Source organism: Flavobacterium sp. GSA192 (assembly GCF_006386525.1).
GTDB lineage: Bacteria > Bacteroidota > Bacteroidia > Flavobacteriales > Flavobacteriaceae > Flavobacterium > Flavobacterium commune.
Genome location: NZ_VAHC01000003.1, coordinates 475493 through 499947 on the forward strand (window position 1 = coordinate 475493; position 24455 = coordinate 499947).

The window sequence follows — 24455 nt, forward strand, 5'->3', positions numbered from 1 at the left end:
AATTCGTGAATTTGTGACAAAAAGCGGCTTTTTGTAGTGGTAAATGTAGAAATAAAAAAAATATAAAAACAAAAAACCCCTTGAAATCAAGGGGTTCAAAGTGATCGCAGAAGGATTCGAACCTTCGACCTACGCATTAGAAGTGCGTTGCTCTATCCAGCTGAGCTATGCGACCATTATTTCAATTTGTCGGGGTGGCAGGATTCGAACCTGCGGCCTCCTGCTCCCAAAGCAGGCGCGATAACCGGGCTACGCTACACCCCGAGGCAAAAATTAAGCGGAGAGACAGGGACTCGAACCCTGGCGACGGTTACCCGTCGACAGATTAGCAATCTGCTCCATTACCGCTCTGGCACCTCTCCTAAGCTCAAAGAATCTATCTCGTTTTGCGGTTGCAAATGTAACACATCATCCCATTTCTCACAACTATTTTCGAGATTATTTTTATTATTTTTTTTACTTTATTTTAAATACTCTCACAATCAAATATATAGATTCATATACAAGCAAAACTATTTTTATAAAAATAGAATCAACTCCTGAAAATCTAAATTTTATACAAAAAAGAGTAAATTTGCTTCTACTATATATTAAATAATCATTTCAGTTATGAGCAAAAGAATTGTTATCGTTTCAGCCGTTAGAACCCCTATCGGAAGTTTTATGGGAGCATTATCCACTATTTCAGCCCCAAAACTTGGCGCTATAGCAATACAAGGAGCTTTAGACAAAATCAACCTAAACCCTACTCTGGTTGACGAAGTGCTGATGGGTAATGTTATTCAGGCCGGCACCGGACAGGCACCCGCCCGTCAGGCAGCTATTTATGCCGGATTAAACAATAATGTTCCTTGTACCACAATCAATAAAGTTTGTGCTTCAGGAATGAAATCAGTTATGATGGCTGCTCAGGCTATTCAGGCTGGCGATGCCGAAATTGTTGTAGCCGGAGGAATGGAAAGCATGAGTTTAATTCCGCATTACACTCATTTAAGAAACGGAACTAAATTTGGACCAACGACTCTTATTGACGGAATGCAAAAAGACGGACTTATGGATGCTTACGACAACCAAGCCATGGGAGTTTATGCCGACCTTTGTGCCAAGGAATACAATATTAGCCGTGAAGAACAAGATAATTTTGCCATCGAATCTTACAAACGTGCCGCAGAAGCCTGGGAATTAGGGAAATTTAATAACGAAGTAGTTCCTGTTGAAGTTCCACAAAGACGTGGCGAACCAATTATCATCAATAAAGACGAAGAATTTACTAATGTAAAATTGGATAAAATACCTTCCTTGAGTCCTGTTTTCTCAAAAGACGGAACGGTAACCGCTGCCAATGCTTCTACAATAAATGACGGTGCTGCTGCTTTAATAATCATGAGCGAAGAAAAAGCAGCCGAATTAAAATTAAAACCATTAGCCTACATAAAAAGCTATGCCGATGCCGCACAAGAACCAAAATGGTTTACTACCAGCCCGGCCAAAGCCTTACCAAAAGCCATAGACAAAGCCGGTATTTCAATCAATGATGTCGATTTTTTCGAATTTAACGAAGCCTTTTCGGTTGTTGGTTTAGCCAATATTAAAATCCTTGGTTTAGACAGTAAAAAAGTAAACGTTAACGGAGGTGCTGTTGCATTAGGACATCCTTTAGGTTGTTCGGGTGCCCGAATCATTGTAAGCTTACTAAACATCTTAGAGCAAAACAATGCAAAAATAGGAGCTGCCGCAATTTGCAACGGTGGTGGTGGTGCTTCAGCAATTGTTATAGAAAGAATCTAAAAAATATAATTAAATGTTTGGAATCTGTAATTTAGCCATTATCCCTCTTCGATTTGAACCTAGTGACAAAAGTGAAATTGTTTCTCAGGTCTTATTTGGCGAACATTTTAAAATTTTAGAAAGACACAAACAATGGTCTCGTATCAAATTACAATATGACGATTACGAAGGCTGGGTAGATTCTAAACAATATCAGGAGATTTCCGAATCCAATTACGAACAATTATCTAAAGAAACCTTAATCTTAAATTCGGATTTAATCGAATACATTACAGGCCCTTCTAATACCTTAATTCCTATTCCGTTGGGAGCTTCTTTATCTTTTTTGAACAATAACGAAATCAATACTCAAAATTATGAGTTTGAAGGCACTAAAGTTAACGGAATCAAAGACAAAAAAAATCTCATTAACACCGCCTATTTGTATTTAAACGCACCTTATTTATGGGGCGGAAAAACACCTTTTGGAATTGACTGTTCCGGTTTTACCCAAATGGTTTACAAATTGAATGGCTACAAACTTTTAAGAGACGCCTCACAACAGGCGACACAGGGTGAGGCTTTAAGTTTTATCGAGGAGAGCGAGCCTGGTGATTTAGCTTTTTTTGACAACGAAGAAGGCAATATCATCCATGTGGGTATTATCATGGAGAACAATTATATCATTCATGCCAGTGGCAAAGTTAGGATTGACCGTATTGATCATTTGGGTATTTTTAATGCCGAAATCAACAAACATACTCATAAACTCAGGGTTATAAAAAAGATTATCTAAAACCACAAAAGCCATCTCTAAATTTAAAGATGGCTTTTTACATTTGTAATTTCAGGGCAACAGTTTCTCTTATTCTTTTACAAGATAAATCCCGTCTTCTTTTATTTCAATAAGTTTTTCTTTATACAAAGATCCAATGGCTTTCTTAAAAGTCTTCTTACTCATCTTAAGAACCGTTTTAATATCCTCGGGATGCGAATTATCGTTTAGCCTTAAAAAACCACGACTTGCTCTTAATTCGTCCAAAATTTTCTCAGCATTAGGTTCAATACTTTCGTAACCCTGTTTTTGTAACGAAACATCTATTTTGTTATCAGGGCGAATGTTTTTAATAAAACCACGCATTCTGTCTCCTGTACGAATACTGTCGTCATAAACTTCATCTTTATACAAAAGACCTTTATGCTTCTCATTGATAATTACATTAATTCCAATTTCGGTAATGTGAGAAACAATCAATTCTACTTCTTCACCTTTTTCAACGGTAAGTGTTTCGTTATTAAGAAATTGATTCGTCTTACTTGAAGCAACTAATCTATTGGTTTTTTCGTCCATATAAAGGTAAACCAAATAGCGTTTTCCCTTTTCCATTGGTCGGGCTTGCTCCTTAAACGGAACCAGAATATCTTTTTCCATTCCCCAATCCATGAAAGCTCCCACCTGATTGGTGTAATTAACACGCAAAAGCGCAAATTCATTCAATAAAATATAAGGTTCCAATGTGGTAGCCACCGGACGTTGTTCGTGGTCCAAATAAACAAAAACAATAAGCTCCTCGCCTATTTCAAATTCGTTAGGGACATATTTATTTGGCAAAAGGACGTCGTGAATTCCTTCCGGATCCTGTTCGGGATTCCCCAAAAACAATCCTACTTTGGTATCACGTAATATCGTTAAGCTGTTGTATTTTCCTATTTTAAGCATTTTTATTCTTTTTTCTAAGCCGCAAAGGTACGATGTTACACAACAATTTAACCACAAAGAACACTAAGTTTTTCGCAAAGAACACTAAGTTCAAAAAAACATGAGATAATCTATGTTCTGGTAAATTGGCACAAATTAAAAAATTACACCAATTTTATCAGACATTGACAGATTCGTGAAATATCTATGAAATCAAAATTTGTGTTGTTTCGTGTAATTTGTGGCTAACTTTATTTTTTCACCAAAGTCACATCATCAAACAAACAAAATGAATTAGCATTTCCATTAGCAAAAAATCCAATTGTTATTTTACCGTCTTTTACCGCAATGTCTGAAATGCGAATGCTAGTCCAGGAAGGATTTTCATTCTCAATGCTAAATTTATAATCGACACCACCACTATTCGCAAACATTTTAAGTTCGACAAAACCTCGGCTATTTTTAACTTTAGCAGTCAAATTATACACTCCATCCTCTAAAAAAACATAAGGAGACGAACTGATTTGCTGAGAAATTTCTCTTGTAAAATCGACTGTATCGGTAATATTTAAACTTTTTTCTCCAATGACTTCTTTTCGGTCATTTTCAGTATTAAAATAATTCAATTGTGGCGAGATTTCGCTTTTAACCTTAATTGGATTTCCTTTAATTACTACGGTTTTCCAACCTAACAATTGTTCCTGAATGGGTTTAAAGTTGCTTGGAATTTTATTTCTATCGGCTTCAAAACTGCCGTTTTTAACATAATTATTATCCGCAGCTACATTCCAATCTCCTGTTTTTTCATCCAGATTCCATGAACTCAACGAATTAAAATAAGGTTTAGCTCCATCAAAAGAAAGCGGAAACCATTGATTGTAGCCTAAACCATTACCCGCAAAATCAGCCCAACGGTCGCCACAATACACCACTGTTTCTTTATCGTTTCTTTTGATCGTATAAAAAAATCCGGTTTGGGTAACATGAGCATAATCCTCGGCAGAGCCATCCATGATTTTCATATCATTGGTTGGAAAATAAGGCCCTCGGATATGATCAGAAACCAAATAATAGGCAAAAGAAGCGTCCCAGCCATAGATATTAGAAGCGGCCATGTAATACTTGTTTTTGTATTTAAACATACAATTCCCTTCCCTGCTTTCTCCCTGAAAAACTTTGGTACAATCTAAAATAGTTACTTTTCCGTCTTTCACACCTATTTCAGAAACATATATTTTATTACGTCCTTTTCCGTAGGAATAAATCAAATAGGATTTTCCATCATCATCCGTAAAAACGGTTTGATCCCCTGTATTTGTTGTACCAATCCAGGGTTGCATGTTTATTTTTTGATGCCAAACAAAATCTCCTGTAGGAGAATCAGCCAATGCCACCAAAACCTGACTGCCATGTTGAACAAACAGCGCATATTTATACATTTCTTTTACAAAAACCACCCCCAAACGCCCTATCCATGTTTTTTTTCCATCAGGAAAAGCTGTGGCTTCACTAAAAACATCCCTTTCAAAAGTCCAATTCACCAAATCAGTAGAACTATAGCAAGTTACTGATTTAAAAGTACAATGTGGATAGGTTACCGTTGGTTCTTTGCGGTATTTCTCGGCTTCTTCATAATGCACACCATACCAATAGTATTTTTCAATCCCGGTTTGAGAATCTTTAAACTTAAAAATTCCACCACCCTGACTATAAATAGGGAGACCGTCTTTGGTATCCCAAAAAACGTCGTTCTTAATATTTTGATTTTGTGCCAACGTATTTATTGTAGAACACAAAAACAGTATTCCAATCCATAAAAATGAGTTCTTCAACCTAATAGTATTATTCTTTATCATAATATGAGTTTAAATGGCTAAAATAAAAGCTCAATAAGAAAAAATTGTCCTGTACTGTGCTGAATAAAAAATGCTTTTATCAACTAAAAATACTATTTTAAACTCTCTTGTTTTTTAACCGTATAAAAAGCATTTTTTACAACAGGAATTCCACTACCAGTAATCCCTTCTAAAGCTACTTTTATTTTGGTTTCAACCTTGGTATTATAATAATTAACCGTTACATTTCCGGTTTTATCAGGATGCACATAAGGGTTCCAGTAAATCGTATTTCTTACCGCTGCTATTTTATCTAATTCGGGATTTGGCTTTTCCGGATCTGGAGAGTAAAAAACACGAGCGGTGTAAAAGCCTTCTACTTCTTTTTTAATCGATTGAACAACTTCCTTAATTCTATTCCCTTTGTTAGGTTTGGTATAAATAGCTATTATTCCATTGCGCCCATGAGCCTTTCCTGGCGTACTATCATCACCACCAAAAAACAAAGTCGCTTGTACTTTCCCAACAGCTTCAATTTTTACAACATCCATAGGTAAAACAGCCTCTACCATGAACTTTTGATCTTCTGGGACTACGTATCCATCAATAATGTAAAGAGGATCAGAACCCCTAAAAAAACTTGGGAATTTTTGTTCCATCAATTCAAAAATTGTACTAAACATATGGGTATCTTCATCAGCTTCATAAGTAATATCAGCAAACCCATAATTACCATAATTTTGAACGATATTGTCTTTCTTTTTAGTAGTGCCAGTAACAGTAACTTCTTTCAAAACATTTTCTGGTTTCACTCCAAAAGCAGTAAATTTCTTCAACACATTTTCAGTTACAAGATTTTTTGTTGGAATTACATCTATGGATTCTTTTTTTAACACAACAGGAATTGGAGACTCCTCAATAGAATCCAAAACAATTTCGCCTCTAAACTTTCCTTTTCCGTCTCTGGTGTTTAAATACATATTAGTTTTCCCTGAAAATAGTAGGTTTTCAAATTGAAATCGACCAATAGAATCAGTCACAGTATTAAAAATATTCCGATTCTTTTTACTCATCAAAGCCAAGGTCAAATTATTACCTACCAATGGCTTATCCGCAAAAAGCTGTTTTACTCTTCCTGAAATAGTGATGCCTTTTTCTGCTTTGTAATTAATGGTTTCATTAGCTTTTGGGGTTATTTTCCATACAAAATCACGCCAGCCCTGAGTCAACAATAAATTGTCTAAATGTTCCAAACGCTTTGGATTAGTTGTATCAAAATAATAGCCCGGATGATACACTTTTCCTCTGATATCTGATTCCATAAGGTAATAAGAACAAATGTTGGTATCAAAATCTTTGTCTTCTACTCCGTTTGTATCAGTTACACTCAAAGAAAAACTGGCTGATTTGGCAATTCCTGCTTTCGATTTAGAGGAAACATTTATTATTGCTTTTTCATTGGGTTCATAAGTTTCTTTATCAGTTTCAAGTTCAACCTCTAAATCATGTTCCTTTTCAATGTAAATTAATCGCTCGCTTTGTGGTTTATCATTGTTCTCGAATAAGGTGATTTGGCTGATACCTTCTGGGGTTTTGTCTTTTGGTAACTCAAATGACAAAGTGGTTTCGGTTAAGGTTTGCGTTGTTTCTAAGTACTGAATTCCTTTGGCTTTACAAACTAGCGTAAGCGATGGATTAGGATTCTGTGCCAAAGTAGCTTGATTGGTATTGATACTTACAATGTTTCGACCTTTCACTGTTTTAAAATTGAGTAAATAACCTTTTTTGAGAATTTTAGGAAGTTTTATATCTAGTTCTTCTCTAAATAGTGATTTAATTTTTGCATAATAAGTTTTTCCTTCCATTGGTAGCATTTGGAATTTTCCCATACCGTCGTGAACACTTTCGAAAGCGGTAACAAATTCATTACTAGAATCATAAATTTCACCTTTAATCTCTATTGGTTTTCCGTTGCTATCAACTGCTTTAAAACCAACCACACTAGCTACATTTTCTAAAAACGAACCGCCTTCCGGGAAAAAGTCAACGCGAAGTGTATTTTGTATAGTTGCTTCTTTTTTAACCGCTTTAGTTTCTAAAGTGGACTTTTGTAATGTTTTTAATTTGTCATGTGATTCGAAAACATCAATAATTTCAATATCTTTTTTGAACACAAAGTCTTCTCCAAAATTTCGGTTCCAATTGGTATAAGCTCTTAGTTGATAAGTCCCCGGTTTTACACCCAGAGAATCTTGCAATTGAAAATCGCCATGACCCAATCCCATTTCTAAATTGGTTTTGTTTCGGGCAATTATTTTAGATTCCGACGAAATTAATTCGACATACAAAATATTGCTATTATCAAAAAGCTGATTATTCGAAGCTCTTACATTATAAGCCTTATACCATAAATCTTCGCCCATAAAATAAGTACTTCTATCGGTATGAAGATAGACTTTTTCAATATCCTGAATGTTTTTTTGCTCTTGTGCCTGTAAAAAAACAGACATTAAAATCACGCACAAAAAAACAAGAATACGGCAATTTTTATAAAAATGTTTATACATACCAAAAATTTAAATTTATGAGAACAGAAAGAAATATATCCAGTAAAATTCTTAATAAAATAAATCGCAATTATTAAGCCAATAAACACAAAAACATTATATTAATCCTGATAATTTAAATAGGATATAAAAAAAACCGCTAAAAACATTAAAATCAAAAGACCTTTACATTTTTCAGCGGTTTACTAAATCATTATATTTTGTACTACTTTTTAATAGTATAAAAAATATTCTTAACCACAGGAATTCCGGTAGCTGTAATACCTTCTAAAGCCACTTTCACTTTGGTTTCTACCTTTGTATTATAATAATTCAGCGTACTGTTTCCCTCTTTGTCCGGATGCACATACGGATTCCAGTAAATCGTATTTCTTACAGCAGTCTGATTATCTAACTCCTGATTTGGTTTTGCGGAATCGGGAACATAAAATACCCTTGCAGTATAAAAGCCATCAATATCTTTCTTAATAGAGTGAAAAACTTCTTTTTTAGCATGTTGTCCGGTATTAGCCTTAGTAAAAATGGAAATAATACCATTAGCAGCTTTTTCTCCATAATAAGCTGTTGCAGTTGCTCCCTTTACTGCTTCAATCTTTAAAACATCTTCAGGTTGGATAAAACTTACCTGTCCTCTGTCAACAGCTTCAAAACCATCTATAATAAAAAGTGGTGCTCCTTCAAAACGCGTAAATCGTACGGAATCATCAGTGGCAACAACACCCGGAATATTTTGTTCAATCAGTTGAAAAATATCCGTAAACGTAGCTACGCTTTCATCCGGAACATAACTGTTATCAGCAATTCCGTAGAAAACCGGTGGCAGACTTTTCTTTTTAGCAACAATTTTTACTTCGTCCAGAATATTTTCAGGTTTTACTCCAAAAGCAGCAAACTTTCTGTACACATTATCAACCAGCATTCTTGTTGTTATGTCCCAATTGATAGCTTTATTTTCGATCGAAATACCAATAGGATTTTGTTCTATTGGGTTTAATAATAATTCGCCTCTAAACTTCCCTTTTACATTTCTGGAATTTAAAAACATACCGGTTTTTCCTGAAAACATCAGGTTTTCAAACTTAAAACCGCCCTCAGAATCTGTAGTAGCATTAAAAATATTAAAATACTTTTTATTCATTAATGCCAGTGTCATCGTATTATTGACTAATGCTTTTTCACCAAGAAGTTGCTTTACCCTACCCGATATTGTAATTCCTTTTTCAGCAATATAAGAAACAGAATCATTGATTTTAGGAGCTGTTTTCCATATAAAATCACGCCATCCCTGAGTTAAAATTAAATTATCTAAATGTTCTAATCGTTTGGGATTAGTTGCATCAAAATAATAAGAAGGATTATGTACTTTTCCTCTTATGTCTGATTCCACCAGGTAATAAGAACTAATAGCGGAGTCGTCATCTTTCTCTTCTGTTACTCCGTTTCTGTCCGTTACACTTAATGAAAAACTGGCCGATTTCCCAAGCCCTGCTTTTGATTTTGAAGTCACAGTAATAGTCGTTTTTTCATTAGGCTGATAAGTTGCTTTATCTGTTGTTATTTGTACATCCAAATCATGTTCTTTTTCGATATAAACTAATCGTTCGCTTAATGGTTTAGAACTACTGTCGTAAAGTGTAATTTGACATATCCCCTCAGGAAGTTTATCTTTTGGCAGTTCAAAAGAAAGATTGCTTTCAGTTAGCGTTTGAGTTGTTTCAAAATAAGTGACCCCTCGAGATTTACATACAACAGTAAGCTGTTCATTAGGATTAAGTGCTAACGTCTCCGGATTTGTATTAATAACGATAATATTTCTTCCCTTAAAATTTCTAAAGCTTAGAGCGTAACCGTTTTTAAGCGCATCCGGAAGATCGGTACGTTGTACTGTTCCTGATTGTGTTTTAATTTTTGCGTAATATTTTTTTCCGGTGTTGGGTATGATTTGGAATTTACCCATACCATCATGAACACTTTCAAATGAAGTAACCAATTCGCTGTCTGAATCAAAAACATCTGCTGTAACAGTTATTGGATTTCCGTTACCGTCAACAGCTTTGAATCCTACAACACTGGCTACATTTTCTAAAAGCGAACCTCCTTCCGGGAAAAAATCAACCTTAATTACATTTTGTGTACCAATATTATTTGCATTATTTTGAACCAATTCAAACTTTGATTTATTTGCCTTCGAATGGGATTCGAAAACATCAATAATTTGAATTTCTTTTTTAAAAACAAAATCTTCTCCAAAATTCCTATTCCAATTCGTATAAGCACGCAACTGATACACTCCCGGTTTTACACCAAGAGAATCGGTTAGGTGAAAATCGCCATTTCCCAATCCCATTTCTAAATTAGTTTTGTTTCTCGCAATGATTTTAGAATCAGCTGAAATCAATTCAACATACAAGATGTTACTGTTGTCAAATAATAGATTATTATAAGATCGGACATTATAGGCTTTGTACCATAAATCTTCACCCATAAAATAGATGGATCGGTCTGTATGAAGATAGACTTTTTCGATATCACTTATTGCTTTTTTGTCTTGTGCCTGTAAAAAACCAAATGATACTACCACCCAAAATAAGCAAACTAAGCTGAACTTTTTATTTACAATAAAATCTGTAACCATACAAAAATTGAATTTATATTAAACTAGTTTATAAAACTTTACTTTGATTACTTCTCAATGTTATATAAACATTGAAAAGTAATCCTGAACCAAAAATACAGGTAAGTTAAATTTTACTAAAATATATACATAAAACCAATTAACTAACCTGTACTGTCCTGTATTTCAAACAAAAAATAAAAACAAAAATCTTCATCAATCAAATCAGTCTTCCTTGTTTATTTCAGGACGGGACATAAAATAAAAAAACTCCCCTGAAGACTTTCAGAGGAGTTCTTATTTTTTTCAAACATTTGACAGTCAATACCAAATTTAAAATATAAAATCTAGTACTATTTTAGCTTAACTCCTTAAAAAACTGTTTTAAAACAGCATCATTTTCTACTGTAGGTGTAAAAATCTCTAAAATAACCGCCTTAGAATTTTGTGCGTAGAATTGCTTCAAACTACCTTCTAAACTGGGTACATCAGTGGCTGTAAAATAATACAAACCATACATTTTAGCCAAATGTTCGGCTGTTAAACTATGTGAAGTTTCGAAAAAAGTATTAAAAACAGCGTTTTCTTCATGGCCTGGCAAAATTCTAAAAATACCACCTCCACCATTGTTTATGATAATAATTTTAAAATTATTTGGGATATAATTATTCCACAACGCATTGCTATCATACAGAAAACTCACATCACCCGTAATAAAAACCGTTTGTTTTTTACTTGCTAATGCCGCCCCGATAGCCGTTGAAGTACTGCCATCAATTCCGCTGGTTCCGCGATTACAATACACTTCTATAGAAGAATCTATATTTATTAACTGTGCATAACGGATAGCTGCGCTGTTACTAATCTGCAATTGGCTATTTTTAGGTAAACTTTTAATTACGGTATCAAAAACAGCAAAATCAGAAAAAGGTGTTTTAGCTAAATAAACTTGCTGTTTCTCTTTTCGAATTTCTTTGATACGATTTGTTTTTTCGAAATAATTACTTTTTACAGCAACAGTTAAAGGCAAAAAGCCCTCAAAAAAAGTATTTGGACTAACTTCAAAATGTTTGGTCAAAATTCCAAAAGTATCATAAGCACGCAAAGAATCAATATGCCAATGCTGTTTGGGTTTGTGTTTTCGTAAAAATGCCTTGATGCGTTTAGAAACAATCATTCCGCCAAAAGTGACCAAAATTTCCGGGCAGAAATCTTCAAAATCACCATTGTCAAATGGCGTAATTATAGTGTCTATATTCGAAATAAAACCGGGATGATACAAGTTGGAAGTCGTTTCAGTCATCACCACAACCGATTCGTCTTTGGCTAAAGCTTCAATAGTTGCATTCGAAATAGCATTCGGATCATTCACCCCTACCAATACTAATTTCTTAGTGGATTTATTCCAAATATCCGCAAAAGCAGTCAAATCTTCCAGAGGAGCTATTGGATTCAAAGCGGCAAAATGATGCACCATTGCATCCACTGAATACTCAGAAACCGTTTCGTACAAAGGTTCTTCAAAAGGAGCATTAATATGTACCGGTCCTTTTTTATGGAAAGCGGCATCTATGGCTTCGTTGATTTTATGATCGTTTTCTTTGGATGCTTCTTCGGTTAAATTAGCATTGTACAGAGAATGATTGGCAAAAACATTTTCCTGACGAATAGTTTGTCCATCGCCAATATCAATCTTGCTTTGTGGTCTGTCAGCCGAAATTACAATCAAAGGAATCTGACTGTAAAAAGCTTCGGCAATGGCCGGATAATAATTCAACAATGCCGAACCTGAAGTACAAACTACCGCTACCGGACGCTTGATTTGTTGGGCTATTCCCAAAGCAAAAAAAGCGGCACATCGTTCGTCAGCAATGCTATAGCATTTAAAATTTGGATTATTGGCAAAACCAATTGTTAATGGGGCATTTCTGGAACCTGGAGAAATTACGATATCGGTGATTCCTTTGGCTTGACAAATCTGAATAAGGCTTTGCGCTAAAGGTATTTTGGGGTAAATCATTGTTTTTATTTCAAAAAACCAAAGATACAAAGTTGCGGCTTAATTTAGAAAACATAAACCTTTTTTTAACCACATAAGTCATATAAGTTTATAGATTTATATGACTTATGTGGTTAAGTGTTATTATCAAGAAGATCACATAAGCATGAAAGCTAAGTAAGAATGTCTTTTTGCTTAATTCCTTAATGGTAAAAGCAAAAAAATCTAAATTTAAAACTTTAAACACAAAAAAAGCGATTTCTAAACTACGTTAAAAATCGCTTTTTCTATAAAAACAAAACTGTTTATTGTTTGATCCAGTTTACAATTTCCGGAGCATCAGGTTTGGTTTTAGAAAAATACACTTCTACCAAATGTCCTTTTTCGTCAATCAGATACTTTTGGAAATTCCATTTCACTTCCGAATCTTTAACTCCGTTTTTCTCTTTTTGGGTTAAAAACTGATAAAGAGGACTCATATCAGCTCCTTTTACTGATATTTTAGACATCATTGGGAAAGTTACTCCGTAGTTTAATTTACAAAAAGTCTCAATGTCTTTATTGGTTCCAGGTTCTTGTCCGTTAAAATTATTCGCCGGAAAACCAATAATTGTAAAACCTTTGTCTTTGTATTGTTTATAAATCGCCTCTAGCTGCTCGTATTGTGAAGTATAACCACATTTGGAAGCCGTGTTTACAATCAACACTTTCTTTCCTTTTAAAGATGAAAAATCAAAAGTTTCACCATCCAATTTTTCAACTTTAAATTGATAAATACTTTGGGTATCCACTTTTTTTGTTTTTTTGTTTTGCGCCTGAGCTAAGGTGCTAAAAAGAAATATGGCACTACAAGCCATCAATACTATTTTTTTCATATCCCTGTTTTTTTTTTGCTAAAATTAATCAAATTCACTACTTCAAACTCTTTTTCGACAACTAATTTTAGATGAACAAAGGTTAAATTAAACCTAATAATTTTCTTTTGAAAAACTTCTTTTCACTAAAAGAAAAGAAAAATAAGATTTTTATACCTCAATCTAATAAAAGCTATTCATTCCTAAATAAGTTTGTATTATGTTTGTATTGAAAATTTAAAAACTATGAGCCAGGACGAATTATTAGTTTTAATCTACAAAAAGGACGAAAAAGCCTTTACCTATCTTTATGATATGTATGCTAAAAGTCTCTTTTCGGTAATTAGTGTTCTTGTAAAGAATACAGAAGAAGCAGAAGATGTATTACAGGAAGTTTTTATCAAAATTTGGAAAAACATCGAGAGCTATAACGAAAGTAAAGGCCGTTTTTACACCTGGATACTCAATATTGCCCGTAATACAGCTATTGATAAATTACGTTCTAAAAACTTTAACAACAGTCAAAAAAACTTATCTGCTGATAATTTCGTAAATCTATTAGAAGACAGTAACAAACTGGTAAATAAAGTGGATGGAATTGGAATACAGGAATTCATTAAAAGGTTAAAACCAAAATGTATCCAAATAATAGATTTACTGTTTTTTAAAGGTTACACTCAACAAGAAGCTGCGGAGGAATTGGAAATCCCATTGGGGACAGTAAAAACGCACAACCGAAACTGTATTAATGATTTAAGAAACTATTTGAAAGTATAGTACAATGGACGCAAGAGAATATATAGAATCAGGCATATTAGAACTTTATGTTTACGGCTCATTAACCGAAGCCGAAAGCGCAGAAGTAGCAGCAATGGCTAAAAAATACCCCGAAATTAATGCCGAAATTATAGCAATTGAAAAATCAGTTCTGGCATTATCATCGAGTTTTTCGCCATTCCAATCAGCAGAAAATTACGCTAAAATAAAAGAAAAACTAGGTTTAAATGAAGCCGAAGTAATACCAATAACTTCTAAGAAAAATTGGGCGGCATATATTGGTTGGGCCGCTGCAATACTATTTTTAGTGGGAATTGGTTTTCAATACAACCAATTGGAACAAACCAATAATGAAGTGGTAAACGCTAAAATTGAAAAGGCAAAAATTGAAAAAGAACGCAATGAGTTAGCTCTTAAAAAAGCAGCCATCGAAACTAATTTAGCCGTTATAAAAGACGAAAAAAATACTGTAGTTGCTCTTGCAGGTCAAACCGTTGCTCCGGAATCTTCGGCTAAAGTGTATTGGAACAAAGAAACTCAAGTGGTTTATGTGGATGCTTCCGGATTACCGGAACCACCTAAAGGCATGGTATATCAGGTTTGGGCTTTAACATTAAATCCTTTGACTCCTACAAGTATCGGATTGCTGGATAACTTTGACAAAAATGACCAACGCTTTTTTGCTGTCAACAATACAGGAGATGCTCAGGCATTTGGTATCACCTTAGAACCAGCCGGCGGAAGTATAACACCTACAATGGAACAATTGTATACTTTAGGAAAAGTATAATTATTAAACATTTATTCTTTATTTACCATTAAGAGGTTAAGAATATTAAGATCTTAATGAACCTAAATTACTTAATGGTTCCAAAAAATAAAATTTTAAAATAGTAAAAAGGCTTTCGCAAGAAAGTCTTTTTTCGTTTTGTACAGTTGTAGTTTGCATTGATTATATTTGCACAATTATTTTTTACATGAGCTATACACTTCTTTCCTCTCCTCTTCAGGGATTTACCGATTATCGTTTTAGAAATGCCCAAAATAAATACTTTGGAGGGATTGATACTTTTTATTCTCCTTACATTCGTTTAAACGGAAAACTCGTTGTTAAATCTTCTTATCAACGTGATTTACTTCCTGAGAATAATGAAGGACTGGAAGTGATTCCGCAAATAATTACCAATGATGCTGACGAATTTTTATTTGTATCTAAATATGTTCAGGAATTAGGCTATAAGGAATTGAATTGGAATTTAGGTTGCCCCTATCCTATGGTTACCAAATCTGGAATGGGTTCCGGATTGATTTGCCAAACCGAAAAAATCAATAGTATTTTAGAAAAAGTACACGCCGAATCGGATATTATTGTATCGATGAAAATGCGTTTGGGATATGATAATGCCGAAGAAATTCTTGATGTTTTGCCGCTTTTAGAAAAATATCCCATTAAAAACATCGCTATTCATGCCCGCATTGGAAAACAATTGTACAATGGAGGAGTGAATTTAGACGGTTTCCAGCAATGTGTTGACAACACCAAACTCAAACTATACTACAATGGCGATATTACCTCGGTAGCTCAATTTCACAAAATGCAGGAACGTTTTCCAACCATTGACCATTGGATGATAGGTCGCGGCTTAATTGCCGATCCGTTTTTGCCTTCTATGATAAAAAACAACAGCTCCGAATATCCGTCTAACAAAATGGAATTATTCAGCGATTTTCACGATACCTTGTACGCCGGTTATAGCGAATCGCTATCGGGAGCCACTCATATTTTATTAAAAATGCACCATTTATGGGAGTACTTTTCGGTGATTTTTTCCAATCCACACAAAATTCATAAAAAGATAAAAAAGGCTAAAAGCATTCGAAATTATGAGCAGGCGGTTAGGGAGATTATTAAGGAGGGGTAATCTTTTTTTTCATAAAAAAAGGCCCAACTGCAAAGTTGAACCTTTTAATTTTTATTCAAACCTGTCAGGTTTATTATTTACAACAAAAACTTATTTCTTATAATACTTTCTATATTTTGGATAAGTAATCGCTCCTATTAAAGCAATTCCTCCCATTGAATAGTAAATCCAGTTGAGCGAATGCGCTTCTCCACTTGCATAAGAATGCAATCCTACTAAGTGGAAATTCACTCCATAATAGGTAAACAAAATCGAAATAAAAGCAAACATACTCATCAGATTGAAAATCCATTTTCCTCTTAAACTAGGAACAAAACGAGCGTGAATTACAAAAGCATAGACCATAATACTAATTAATGCCCAGGTTTCTTTTGGATCCCAACCCCAGTAACGTCCCCAACTTTCATTAGCCCATTGTCCACCAAGGAAGTTTCCAATAGTCAACATAATTAATCCTATGGTTAATGCCATTTCGTTAATATAACTAATCTCCTTGATGTTCAAATCCATCTTAACTTTGTTCTTTTCGTTGGTAAAAAAGATTAACAACAACGAGACAAATCCTAAAATCATTCCCAGTGCAAACGGTCCATAACTCGCTACAATTACCGCAACGTGAATCATTAACCAATACGAATTCAGCACCGGTTGCAGGTTAGCAATTTCCGGGTCAATCCAGTTCATATAAGCAGCCATTAAAATCATAGCGGTCACAAAGGCTGACGAAGCCACAGTTAATTTTGATTTAATGTCAAAAGCCAATCCAAAGAACATGGTTGCCCAGGAAACATATACAATCGACTCGTAAGCATTACTCCAAGGTGCATGACCTGAAATGTACCAACGCGCAATTAATCCTGCGGTATGTAATGCAAACAACAATCCAATGAAAATATGCATACCATTTACCAAATAATTCAATGCTTTTCTTTCCTTAAATATTTTTAAAATGGTGAACAAAAGCATCAAAATTGCTGCTGATAAATACCAATACGGTAATTTTTGAAAAACATCGTATTTGTTATATAAAATTTCTAAAGTGACTTTGTCTTCCGAAGGCAATACTTTTTCTCCAAATTTCTTTTGGAATCCATGTAAACTTTCTAATAATTCATCCGAATTTTTATAATCTCCTGAAACAGCAGCATTGGTTAAAGAACCAAAATACAATGGCAAAACACTTTTGGTGTATGTAGAATCCATACCTTTCAAGCCTGCTGTTGCAAGTTCATTAATAGAAATCCATTTATTATTCGGGTCATTCGGAATTGGAAAAATTTTCAAAATAGTCCCGCTCAATGCCGATTCCATTAAGTTCACTTTCTTATCTGTTTCCACAAAATCTTTTTCAAACTGATTCGGATTTGCTGCCTTATAAGCCGCTTCCAAATAAGGGGATAATTTATAATTCCCCTGTCCGTCAAAAAAGGCAATAAAAGGCGCATATTTTGCTTTGGCATCAACACCAATAATTTTTCGAATACTGTCATTACCACTTTTGATATAAATCAAAGGAACTTCAATCCATAATTGCGCATATTGTGACATCGACAAAAATACCTGATCAGAGTTCATGCCTTTGTATTCGTTAGCATGACTTACTTTTCGCAACAATTCAGATGAAAAAGTATTAATCGGTTTCATTCTTCCACCTGCATCCTGAATAATCAATCGACCAAATTGAGCCGCGTGTTTTTCAGAAACCTTGTATTTTGTGATTAAGGAATCCAGTTGTTTTTCAGTTGGAGTCACTCGCACAGGCATTTTTCCCGCTTTTGCAGGTTCGGTATGTGCGTGATTGTGTTCCTGCTCTGTATGATCGTGATTGTGGTCGTGTCCTTCATGGTCATGATCGTGATCCTGCATTTGGGCAAAACCATTAAAACTTAAGAACAAAACTAAAATCGGAATCAATTTTTCTTTTTTCTCCTTAACCACTTCTAATTTTCGTTTCAAATCAGCAAAACGGGAATGTTTAGTAAACATAATTGCCATTAACGAAAAGAACAAAAGGAAATAACCTGCATAAGTAATATTAGTTCCCCAGAAATCGTGGTTTACCGAAAGTACCGTTCCTTTTTCATCCGGGTCAAAAGAAGACTGGAAAAAACGATAGCCTTTATGGTCTAAAACATGATTCATATAAATTTGGGCATCAAATGGTTTTTCTGCCGAATCCAAAACCGTTACCTTACTTTCAAAAGAAGAATAACTTTTCTCCGTTCCCGGGTATTTTTGAGCAATAAAATCGTTCAATTTAATTTTAAAAGGCAAAATATAAGCCTTACTTCCGTAGAATAATGAATATTCAATATTCCCAATTTTCACTGTTTTAGGCTCGCCCTGTTTTCCTTTTGAACCTAAAACTGTTACTTCTTTTTCCTGTCCTTCGGCTTTAACAGTCAAGACCAAAGCATCTTCATGAGTCTTAGCTTTAAAATCATTATTGGATTCGTAGTCAATTACACCTCTTACAGCAGGATCCGGAAAAACAATTCGAATATCGCCTATGCTGTACAACGAACGCATCATTAACGGCTGTACTTTATCCTTAGCAACTCCTCCTTGCAACTTATCGGCCATACGCATAAAGTTTCCTTCAAAAGGCGTTTGAATTGTATAATTCTCACCGTCAAAGTTAATATTGATAGCTCCATCAGTAGGTTTGTTCAAAGCAAAAAGCACATTGTGAATATTTTGTACTTCGCCTTCTTTCAGGAAATGTTCCTCACGTCCGCCCGAACCGGCTTCGACTAATTTCATGTACAAAGTTCCGTTGGCATCAGGTTTCACATATTCTTTTGCTCCCATGATGAAGTTTTTGTATTTTACTTCAAATGGCGTATCGGCGAATTGTCCTGCTACAGCAAAATTATTATTGGTAACCGGTGATAACAAAACAGACTTTTCAAAAACACGACGTTTCATTTCGCCTTTGTACTCACCATCGACAAAAACAGTTAGAAATGTTTTGTCCGAATAAAACTGGTTTTCGGTAGCATTTTCACGAATAGGCATCATGCCTTCATAGCTGATGTAACGAGTAATAAAAGCGCCTAAAAGAATAAATATAAAAGCCAAATGCAGCAATAAAGTAGCCCATTTTTCCTTTTTTAACAACTGATACCGTTTGATGTTTCCAATGAAATTAATCATAAAAAACACCATAATCCCTTCAAACCACCAGGTGTTATAAACCCAAATTCGGGCTGTATCGGTATTGTATTTACTTTCGATGAAAGTTCCTGCTGCCATTGCTACTGCAAAAGCCAGAAAAAGAAAAGCCATTAAGCGGGTAGAAAATAAAAAAGCGTATATTTTTTTATCCATTTGTAAGGAATTGTGTTTTGTAAAAGTGCCACAAAAGTACTTAAAAATGTTGAGTTCTAAAGTCGGGCAATTGTTAATTAAAATCCAAAATTAAAACTCAAAAAATTGGTTTTCACCAGCCTTTTTAAAAGACTATTCCTTGGTAAATCAGTCCGATTGGGTACAATTTTATCTGTTAACAATTGTTATAAGCTTACACAGTACGGCTTCTTATAATTTACCGCAAAGTTCGAAAGGCTTTTTTTTTGATAATTGAAAAAAAACGCAAAGTTCGCAGCACTTTGCAAACTTTGCGTTTTTATTTAAACTTCTACGTAAAATTATCTGAACGCGTTTTTCAAATAAACCTTATGATTTGTTTTTTACTTAAACTTATTTCAAATTCTCATTGAAAAACTGCTCTAATTTATCAAACGGAATCACATCTACTTTATCATACAAATCAACATGAACTGCATCTGGAATAATTAGTAGTTCTTTTGGCTCATTTGCTACTTTAAAAATGTCTTCGCTAAAATATCTTGAATGTGCATTTTCGCCTACAATCAAAAGCATCGGTCTTGGCGAAATTTCTTTTACATAACTTAAAATAGGCATATTCATAAATGAAATCGCATTTGTAATTAACCAAGCTCCATTTGAATTTACAGAATTCGGATGAAAACCACGAGGAGTTCTGTAATAGTCAAAATATTCTTTTACAAATTGAGGTTCATCACCATTCAAGGTTTCTGGTAAATTTCTTGTACCGTAGGCTGGTTTTCCGTTTTCGGCATCTTTCCAACGTTGCTCACCCAATCCTTCCAATGTTTTTGTGCGCTGTTCTAATGTTACCGAATCATTATACCCTTTTGACATTACTCTGGTCATATCATACAAACTTGTCGTAGCAACGGCTTTCACTCTTTTGTCAATAGCTGTTGCATTTAAAGCAAAACCGCCAAAACCACAAATTCCGATGATTCCGATTTTGTTTCTGTCCACATTTTTCTGTAATCCCAAAAAATCGACCGCAGCACTAAAATCTTCGGTATTGATGTCTGGTGAAGCTACATTTCTTGGTTCGCCGCTACTTTCTCCTGTATAAGATGGATCGAAAGCCAATGCTATAAAACCACGTTCTGCCATTTGGTTAGCATACAATCCGGACGATTGCTGCTTCACTGCTCCAAAAGCTCCGCTGATAACAAGTGCTGCTAATTTTTGGTTTTCTGCATTTTTAGGAAGGTATAAATCTCCACTTAAGATAATGCCGTAACGGTTTTTGAATGATACTTTTTGACGGCTTACTTTATCACTTAATTGAAAAGTATAATGTTCTTTTGATGTATTCATTTTTTCTGAAATTGATTTTACTTTTTGTGCAAATAATTGTCCTGCTACCAGAAACAGTATTGCGGTTGCGAATGCTTTTTTCATTTTATTTTGCTTTTTTAATTAAACACTACTTATCGATTACCGTTTCGTTCTAATTCACCATATCTTTTTTAATATTTAGAACGAAGAATCAATTAAAGCTCCTGCGCTGTTGGACGAAATATGATTTCATTAATATCTACATCTTCAGGTTGGCTGATTGCGAAAGCAACCACACGTGCAAAACTGTCCGGACTAATCCCTACTTCTCCCACATAATCTTTGTTAGCTTGCTGAATGTCTGCTTCGGTAATATGTTCGAGCAACTCTGTTTTAACAGCACCTGGACACACAATCGTTGTACGTATATTATACTGCTTGACCTCCATACGCAAACCTTCCGTCAATGCCCGAACGGCATATTTTGTAGCAGAATAGACTGCAGAACCGTTAAATATTTTATGACCTGCAACAGAAGAAGTGTTGATAATCTGACCTGACTTTTGCTCTTTCATATAAGGGAGAACTGCGGCAATTCCATTAAGTACACCTTTTATGTTAACATCTATCATCGTATCCCACTCGGCAACATTAATTCGGTCCATTGGGGACAAAGGCATTATACCTGCATTGTTAATTATGACATCTACACGTCCAAATTGTTGAACAGCCGTATCAACCATTTTTTTTACCTGCTCCAAATTTGTTACATCCACTGAAATAGCAAGAGATTTCCCTCCAACTTCCTGAATATCTTTTGCCAGCTTTTCAATTTTATTGAATCTTCTTGCGCCAAGTACCACAGTTGCTCCAAGTTCTGCCAGATGCTTCGCTGCAGCTTCACCAAGACCACTGCTTGCTCCTGTTATTACAACTACTTTGTTTTTGATGTTATTTTCCATATTTATTTTTGAATTACTTTTCGTTTCGTTAAGTTTTTAATTATTTTCAAATTTTACGACCACATTCCCGTTACCCAATGCAGTAGCAAGTCCGGTAGGATTATCAACATATCCAAGTTTTGTATAGCTGTATGCCGTGTTGAAACTTTTATAAAAAAGCACCAACACATTATTTCCATAAAGTGTTAAATCGCCTACTTTTATATCACCACCAACCGAAGCATTTGTTGGAAATGGACTAAGAAAATTATAGTATTTTTCATTTCCATTTAGTTCGATCATGTTTATGGTAAGCGGAAGCCTTGCCTTAAATTCATTTGCACTCGCATTATCATACAATGTTGCTGTAAAAATTGCGGTTCCGATTCTAATTTTCATTTTAGTTGTTGAAAGGTTAGTGTTTTCACCACCAGCTGTATCGTTCCCATTGTTTTGTGATGGCATTGGCACATTATTTTCAGTTGTGTTATTTTCATCGTTTTGGGCTGATGATGCTGCATCATTACTGCAACTTGCGGTACAAAAAGAAAAAACGAAAAGAACAACGATAACAGTTATTAAAGATTTCAGTTTCATAATTATCTATTTTAAGGTTTAATATTTTTAATAAATTTTGCTGGAATGCCACCAACTATAGTATTATCGGGAACATCTTCAGAGACAACAGCTCCCGCTGCTACAACGGCATTTTCGCCAATCGTTACACCTGATAAAATGGTCGAATTAGCACCAATCCAAGCATTTTTTTTAATATAAATGGGTTTTGGAATTAGAGAATGGCGGTCTTCAATTGAGGTTGGATGTCCTTCGGTTAGCAAACTTACTTTCGGTGCTATCAACACATTATCTTCTATGGTAATTCCGCCCAAATCCAGAAAAACGGAATCAAAATTTATAAATACATTTTTACCAATTTTGATGTGCTTTCCGTAATTGATATGCAATGGTGTAAATACGGTTACACTTTCGTCAATTTCAGTCTCTGTTATTTGGCTTAAAAATTTTCTGATTTCAACCGGATTGGATGCGTTATTCATCTTAACCAATAATTTCTTGGTAACAAAAGAAGCTTCCCGCATTTTATAGGCTTCATTATCGGTTGGCGAAATAATTTCTCCATTTTTTAATCGCTCAAATATTGTTTTTGCTTGCATGTCTGTTAAGATTTACAATGCAAAGTTAAAGACAAAGCCTCGCAGTGACTTTACTGCGAGGCTCAAAGAATCTTTCTGAAAAGCTCAATATCAAACTTCCGTAGGCGAAATTCCATATTGTTTTTTAAAGGCTGTAGAAAAATGCGACGGATTTTTAAAACCCACTTCCACATACACATCCTGCACTTTTTTACCTTCTTCTTTTAGTTTAAAATAGGCCACTTCAAGTCGTTTTTTGATTAGCCATTTTTGCGGAGTAAGATTGCTTATTTTCTTAAAATCTCTTTTAAAGGTTGCTAAACTTCTTCCCGTGAAGGATGCAATTTGTTCCATTGTTAGTTCGTCCTGATAATTTTCATTTAGAAATTCCAAAATATCTACTTTCCATGGTTCGGCAAAATCAAAAAGGATTGGATATAATAACTCATTACTATTTAACAAGGCGTAAATTCCTTCTAACAATTTCAAATGCGTTATGCCCTCGGTTGGTTTTACATTGCTATCAAAATAAGGATTCAGTGATTGAAACAAACTTTCTATTGCAGGAGTTTGCTTTAGTTTGAAAACATTTTCATCTGTAAGAACAATATTCTTCGGGATTTCAGCCTTATCCATTTTACTGTAGAACTCACGTAAAACATTCCTTTTAAAAGTCAACGAAATGCCTTTGTACAACTCTTCGCCCTTGCTGTTTTTGTACATTTTCAAACGATGATCTCTTCTGACAAAAGCACATTCACCAGACTGAAGAACTATTTTTTCATTTCGGTCTTCAATCACTTGCTCACCCGAGTACAAATACACCAATACGTGTTCCGGAGTCGCATGAATACATTTTTCGCTATAATCGGAGTAGCAAGACAAAAATATACCTGAATAACCTATGGTTTTCAACTTATCTGTTTCTTCTGGAGTCATATTTTACTGTTTTGATAAAGATTATAATCTAACAAAATTAAGGATTAAGTTTTGGCTAAACTTTATTTAAAAGCTCATTATTTATTGCTCAGAAGCTCATCTCAAATAAAACAGCTGGTTTTAATTTTCAAGGTTTTAATAGTATCAAGCTTTAAAAATATCTAAACAATCAGTATCATTCCTTCATAACTGATTCTAAATTCATTTTTAAAATTAACAGGATTGCTTTTTCTTTACCCCAATTACTACTCTATAAATTAAAAGGACAATGAAAATGATATTAATCAAATGCCATAAATGTAAACTAACGTAATTTACTTTTTGCGAGAAAGTCATACTTTCTAAACTCCAATATTCTCCTTTGCTTTCCTCATAAAAATCGTCGTATCCCATTAACATCAACCCTAGAAAAATATAGACAAACAAATCAAAGACAATTAATCCTATTCCGATTAGCACGTTTTTTAATGTAAATAGGTTTTTCATTACTCTAAAGTTTGTTTTGAAAATCTTTGCAGGCACAGAATACAATTCTATGCTAACGATTGTGGTAAATAAACACAGTCAATTTATTTAAATTTTGTAAAATCTCTTTTGAAGTTTTCGATATGGGTACGAGCAAGATGCTCGCGCTCAATGTCATTAAGTTAAGCCGAAATCAAATAGTATCCTTTTGATTCTTAGTTGTTTTAGGTTTTATTCTAGATCTGTATTTACCTGATTTTCTCTCAAATGACCGATTTGGTCTTATTGGAACGAGA

At 34.4% G+C, this 24455-nt stretch carries 18 protein-coding genes and 3 tRNA genes; 5 read left to right on the plus strand and 16 right to left on the minus strand.

Translation table 11 applies throughout. The features are described from left to right. Positions 1 to 101: 101 nt before the first annotated feature. The 3 genes from FDM27_RS08965 to FDM27_RS08975 all read right to left on the minus strand — a co-directional run bounded on the left by FDM27_RS08965 (position 102) and on the right by FDM27_RS08975 (position 362). Positions 102 to 175 (minus strand) — tRNA-Arg (locus FDM27_RS08965). Positions 176 to 189: 14 nt separating this feature from the next. Further along, a tRNA-Pro gene (locus FDM27_RS08970) sits at positions 190 to 264 on the minus strand. Positions 265 to 278: 14 nt separating this feature from the next. After that, positions 279 to 362: transfer RNA gene (locus tag FDM27_RS08975), tRNA-Ser, on the minus strand. Between the two features lie 247 nt (positions 363 to 609). On the opposite strand from FDM27_RS08975, the gene FDM27_RS08980 reads away from it, so the two are divergent. Both FDM27_RS08980 and FDM27_RS08985 read left to right on the plus strand, forming a co-directional pair. Continuing rightward, a complete protein-coding gene (locus FDM27_RS08980) occupies positions 610 to 1788 on the plus strand; it encodes an acetyl-CoA C-acyltransferase (protein WP_140485999.1) in 1179 nt (392 codons plus the stop codon). 13 nt (positions 1789 to 1801) lie between these two features. Further along, on the plus strand, positions 1802 to 2563 hold the full coding sequence (locus tag FDM27_RS08985; protein ID WP_071185977.1) for a C40 family peptidase: 762 nt from the start codon (positions 1802 to 1804) through the stop codon (positions 2561 to 2563). A 69-nt stretch (positions 2564 to 2632) separates the two neighbouring features. On the opposite strand, the gene FDM27_RS08990 is transcribed toward FDM27_RS08985, so the two are convergent. The 6 genes from FDM27_RS08990 to FDM27_RS09015 form a co-directional block, all read right to left on the minus strand. Continuing rightward, positions 2633 to 3487: a S1 RNA-binding domain-containing protein gene (locus FDM27_RS08990; protein ID WP_140486000.1), complete on the minus strand. Its 855-nt coding sequence runs from the start codon at positions 3485 to 3487 to the stop codon at positions 2633 to 2635. 230 nt (positions 3488 to 3717) lie between these two features. Next, positions 3718 to 5322: a family 43 glycosylhydrolase gene (locus FDM27_RS08995; RefSeq protein ID WP_140486001.1), complete on the minus strand. Its 1605-nt coding sequence runs from the start codon at positions 5320 to 5322 to the stop codon at positions 3718 to 3720. A 92-nt stretch (positions 5323 to 5414) separates the two neighbouring features. Then, positions 5415 to 7868 carry a hypothetical protein gene (locus FDM27_RS09000; protein ID WP_181161650.1) on the minus strand — a complete coding sequence of 818 codons (2454 nt, stop codon included), beginning with the start codon at positions 7866 to 7868 and terminating at the stop codon, positions 5415 to 5417. Between the two features lie 205 nt (positions 7869 to 8073). Next, positions 8074 to 10503, minus strand: coding sequence for a TonB-dependent receptor plug domain-containing protein (locus FDM27_RS09005; RefSeq protein ID WP_140486003.1), 2430 nt, complete (start codon positions 10501 to 10503; stop codon positions 8074 to 8076). Positions 10504 to 10840: 337 nt separating this feature from the next. Beyond that, complete coding sequence (gene menD / locus FDM27_RS09010) at positions 10841 to 12502, minus strand: 2-succinyl-5-enolpyruvyl-6-hydroxy-3-cyclohexene-1-carboxylic-acid synthase (protein ID WP_140486004.1); 1662 nt, start codon at positions 12500 to 12502, stop codon at positions 10841 to 10843. Positions 12503 to 12786: 284 nt separating this feature from the next. Beyond that, positions 12787 to 13356 carry a glutathione peroxidase gene (locus FDM27_RS09015; RefSeq protein WP_140486005.1) on the minus strand — a complete coding sequence of 190 codons (570 nt, stop codon included), beginning with the start codon at positions 13354 to 13356 and terminating at the stop codon, positions 12787 to 12789. A 225-nt stretch (positions 13357 to 13581) separates the two neighbouring features. Here FDM27_RS09015 and FDM27_RS09020 point away from each other — a divergent pair, with 225 nt between their 5' ends. The 3 genes from FDM27_RS09020 (at position 13582) to FDM27_RS09030 (ending at position 16034) form a co-directional block, all read left to right on the plus strand. Continuing rightward, entirely contained in the window at positions 13582 to 14112 is a 531-nt protein-coding gene (locus FDM27_RS09020) for an RNA polymerase sigma factor (protein WP_071185985.1), read from the plus strand. Between the two features lie 4 nt (positions 14113 to 14116). Beyond that, complete coding sequence (locus FDM27_RS09025) at positions 14117 to 14902, plus strand: anti-sigma factor domain-containing protein (protein WP_071185986.1); 786 nt, start codon at positions 14117 to 14119, stop codon at positions 14900 to 14902. Between the two features lie 187 nt (positions 14903 to 15089). After that, complete coding sequence (locus FDM27_RS09030) at positions 15090 to 16034, plus strand: tRNA dihydrouridine synthase (protein WP_140486006.1); 945 nt, start codon at positions 15090 to 15092, stop codon at positions 16032 to 16034. 90 nt (positions 16035 to 16124) lie between these two features. Here FDM27_RS09030 and ccsA read toward each other — a convergent pair whose 3' ends face one another. The 7 genes from ccsA to FDM27_RS09065 all read right to left on the minus strand — a co-directional run bounded on the left by ccsA (position 16125) and on the right by FDM27_RS09065 (position 24180). Beyond that, positions 16125 to 19364 carry a cytochrome c biogenesis protein CcsA gene (gene ccsA, locus FDM27_RS09035; protein ID WP_140486007.1) on the minus strand — a complete coding sequence of 1080 codons (3240 nt, stop codon included), beginning with the start codon at positions 19362 to 19364 and terminating at the stop codon, positions 16125 to 16127. A gap of 372 nt (positions 19365 to 19736) precedes the next feature. Continuing rightward, positions 19737 to 20783 carry an alpha/beta hydrolase gene (locus tag FDM27_RS09040; RefSeq protein ID WP_140486008.1) on the minus strand — a complete coding sequence of 349 codons (1047 nt, stop codon included), beginning with the start codon at positions 20781 to 20783 and terminating at the stop codon, positions 19737 to 19739. A gap of 92 nt (positions 20784 to 20875) precedes the next feature. Next, a complete protein-coding gene (locus FDM27_RS09045; RefSeq protein WP_140486009.1) occupies positions 20876 to 21622 on the minus strand; it encodes an SDR family oxidoreductase in 747 nt (248 codons plus the stop codon). Between the two features lie 36 nt (positions 21623 to 21658). Continuing rightward, entirely contained in the window at positions 21659 to 22198 is a 540-nt protein-coding gene (locus tag FDM27_RS09050) for a cyclophilin-like fold protein (RefSeq protein ID WP_219846409.1), read from the minus strand. Between the two features lie 11 nt (positions 22199 to 22209). After that, positions 22210 to 22776: a DapH/DapD/GlmU-related protein gene (locus FDM27_RS09055; protein ID WP_140486010.1), complete on the minus strand. Its 567-nt coding sequence runs from the start codon at positions 22774 to 22776 to the stop codon at positions 22210 to 22212. 90 nt (positions 22777 to 22866) lie between these two features. Beyond that, positions 22867 to 23694 (minus strand): helix-turn-helix domain-containing protein, encoded by an 828-nt coding sequence (locus FDM27_RS09060; protein ID WP_071185993.1) that lies wholly within the window; start codon positions 23692 to 23694, stop codon positions 22867 to 22869. A gap of 213 nt (positions 23695 to 23907) precedes the next feature. Further along, positions 23908 to 24180, minus strand: a complete 273-nt coding sequence (locus tag FDM27_RS09065; RefSeq protein ID WP_140486011.1) for a hypothetical protein — start codon at positions 24178 to 24180, stop codon at positions 23908 to 23910. Positions 24181 to 24455 lie beyond the last annotated feature (275 nt).

Excerpts from the sequence above, each read along its gene's own strand:
- FDM27_RS08980 (WP_140485999.1), top strand. The coding sequence starts at position 610 with ATGAGCAAAAGAATTGTTATCGTTTCAGCCGTTAGAACCCCTATCGGA.
- FDM27_RS09060 (WP_071185993.1), bottom strand. The coding sequence starts at position 23,694 with ATGACTCCAGAAGAAACAGATAAGTTGAAAACCATAGGTTATTCAGGT.
- FDM27_RS08990 (WP_140486000.1), bottom strand. The coding sequence starts at position 3,487 with ATGCTTAAAATAGGAAAATACAACAGCTTAACGATATTACGTGATACC.
- FDM27_RS08985 (WP_071185977.1), top strand. The coding sequence starts at position 1,802 with ATGTTTGGAATCTGTAATTTAGCCATTATCCCTCTTCGATTTGAACCT.
- FDM27_RS09050 (WP_219846409.1), bottom strand. The coding sequence starts at position 22,198 with ATGAAACTGAAATCTTTAATAACTGTTATCGTTGTTCTTTTCGTTTTT.
- FDM27_RS09000 (WP_181161650.1), bottom strand. The coding sequence starts at position 7,868 with ATGTATAAACATTTTTATAAAAATTGCCGTATTCTTGTTTTTTTGTGC.
- FDM27_RS09055 (WP_140486010.1), bottom strand. The coding sequence starts at position 22,776 with ATGCAAGCAAAAACAATATTTGAGCGATTAAAAAATGGAGAAATTATT.
- FDM27_RS09030 (WP_140486006.1), top strand. The coding sequence starts at position 15,090 with ATGAGCTATACACTTCTTTCCTCTCCTCTTCAGGGATTTACCGATTAT.
- FDM27_RS09015 (WP_140486005.1), bottom strand. The coding sequence starts at position 13,356 with ATGAAAAAAATAGTATTGATGGCTTGTAGTGCCATATTTCTTTTTAGC.
- ccsA (WP_140486007.1), bottom strand. The coding sequence starts at position 19,364 with ATGGATAAAAAAATATACGCTTTTTTATTTTCTACCCGCTTAATGGCT.
- FDM27_RS09045 (WP_140486009.1), bottom strand. The coding sequence starts at position 21,622 with ATGGAAAATAACATCAAAAACAAAGTAGTTGTAATAACAGGAGCAAGC.
- FDM27_RS08995 (WP_140486001.1), bottom strand. The coding sequence starts at position 5,322 with ATGATAAAGAATAATACTATTAGGTTGAAGAACTCATTTTTATGGATT.
- FDM27_RS09025 (WP_071185986.1), top strand. The coding sequence starts at position 14,117 with ATGGACGCAAGAGAATATATAGAATCAGGCATATTAGAACTTTATGTT.
- menD (WP_140486004.1), bottom strand. The coding sequence starts at position 12,502 with ATGATTTACCCCAAAATACCTTTAGCGCAAAGCCTTATTCAGATTTGT.
- FDM27_RS09020 (WP_071185985.1), top strand. The coding sequence starts at position 13,582 with ATGAGCCAGGACGAATTATTAGTTTTAATCTACAAAAAGGACGAAAAA.
- FDM27_RS09065 (WP_140486011.1), bottom strand. The coding sequence starts at position 24,180 with ATGAAAAACCTATTTACATTAAAAAACGTGCTAATCGGAATAGGATTA.
- FDM27_RS09040 (WP_140486008.1), bottom strand. The coding sequence starts at position 20,783 with ATGAAAAAAGCATTCGCAACCGCAATACTGTTTCTGGTAGCAGGACAA.
- FDM27_RS09005 (WP_140486003.1), bottom strand. The coding sequence starts at position 10,503 with ATGGTTACAGATTTTATTGTAAATAAAAAGTTCAGCTTAGTTTGCTTA.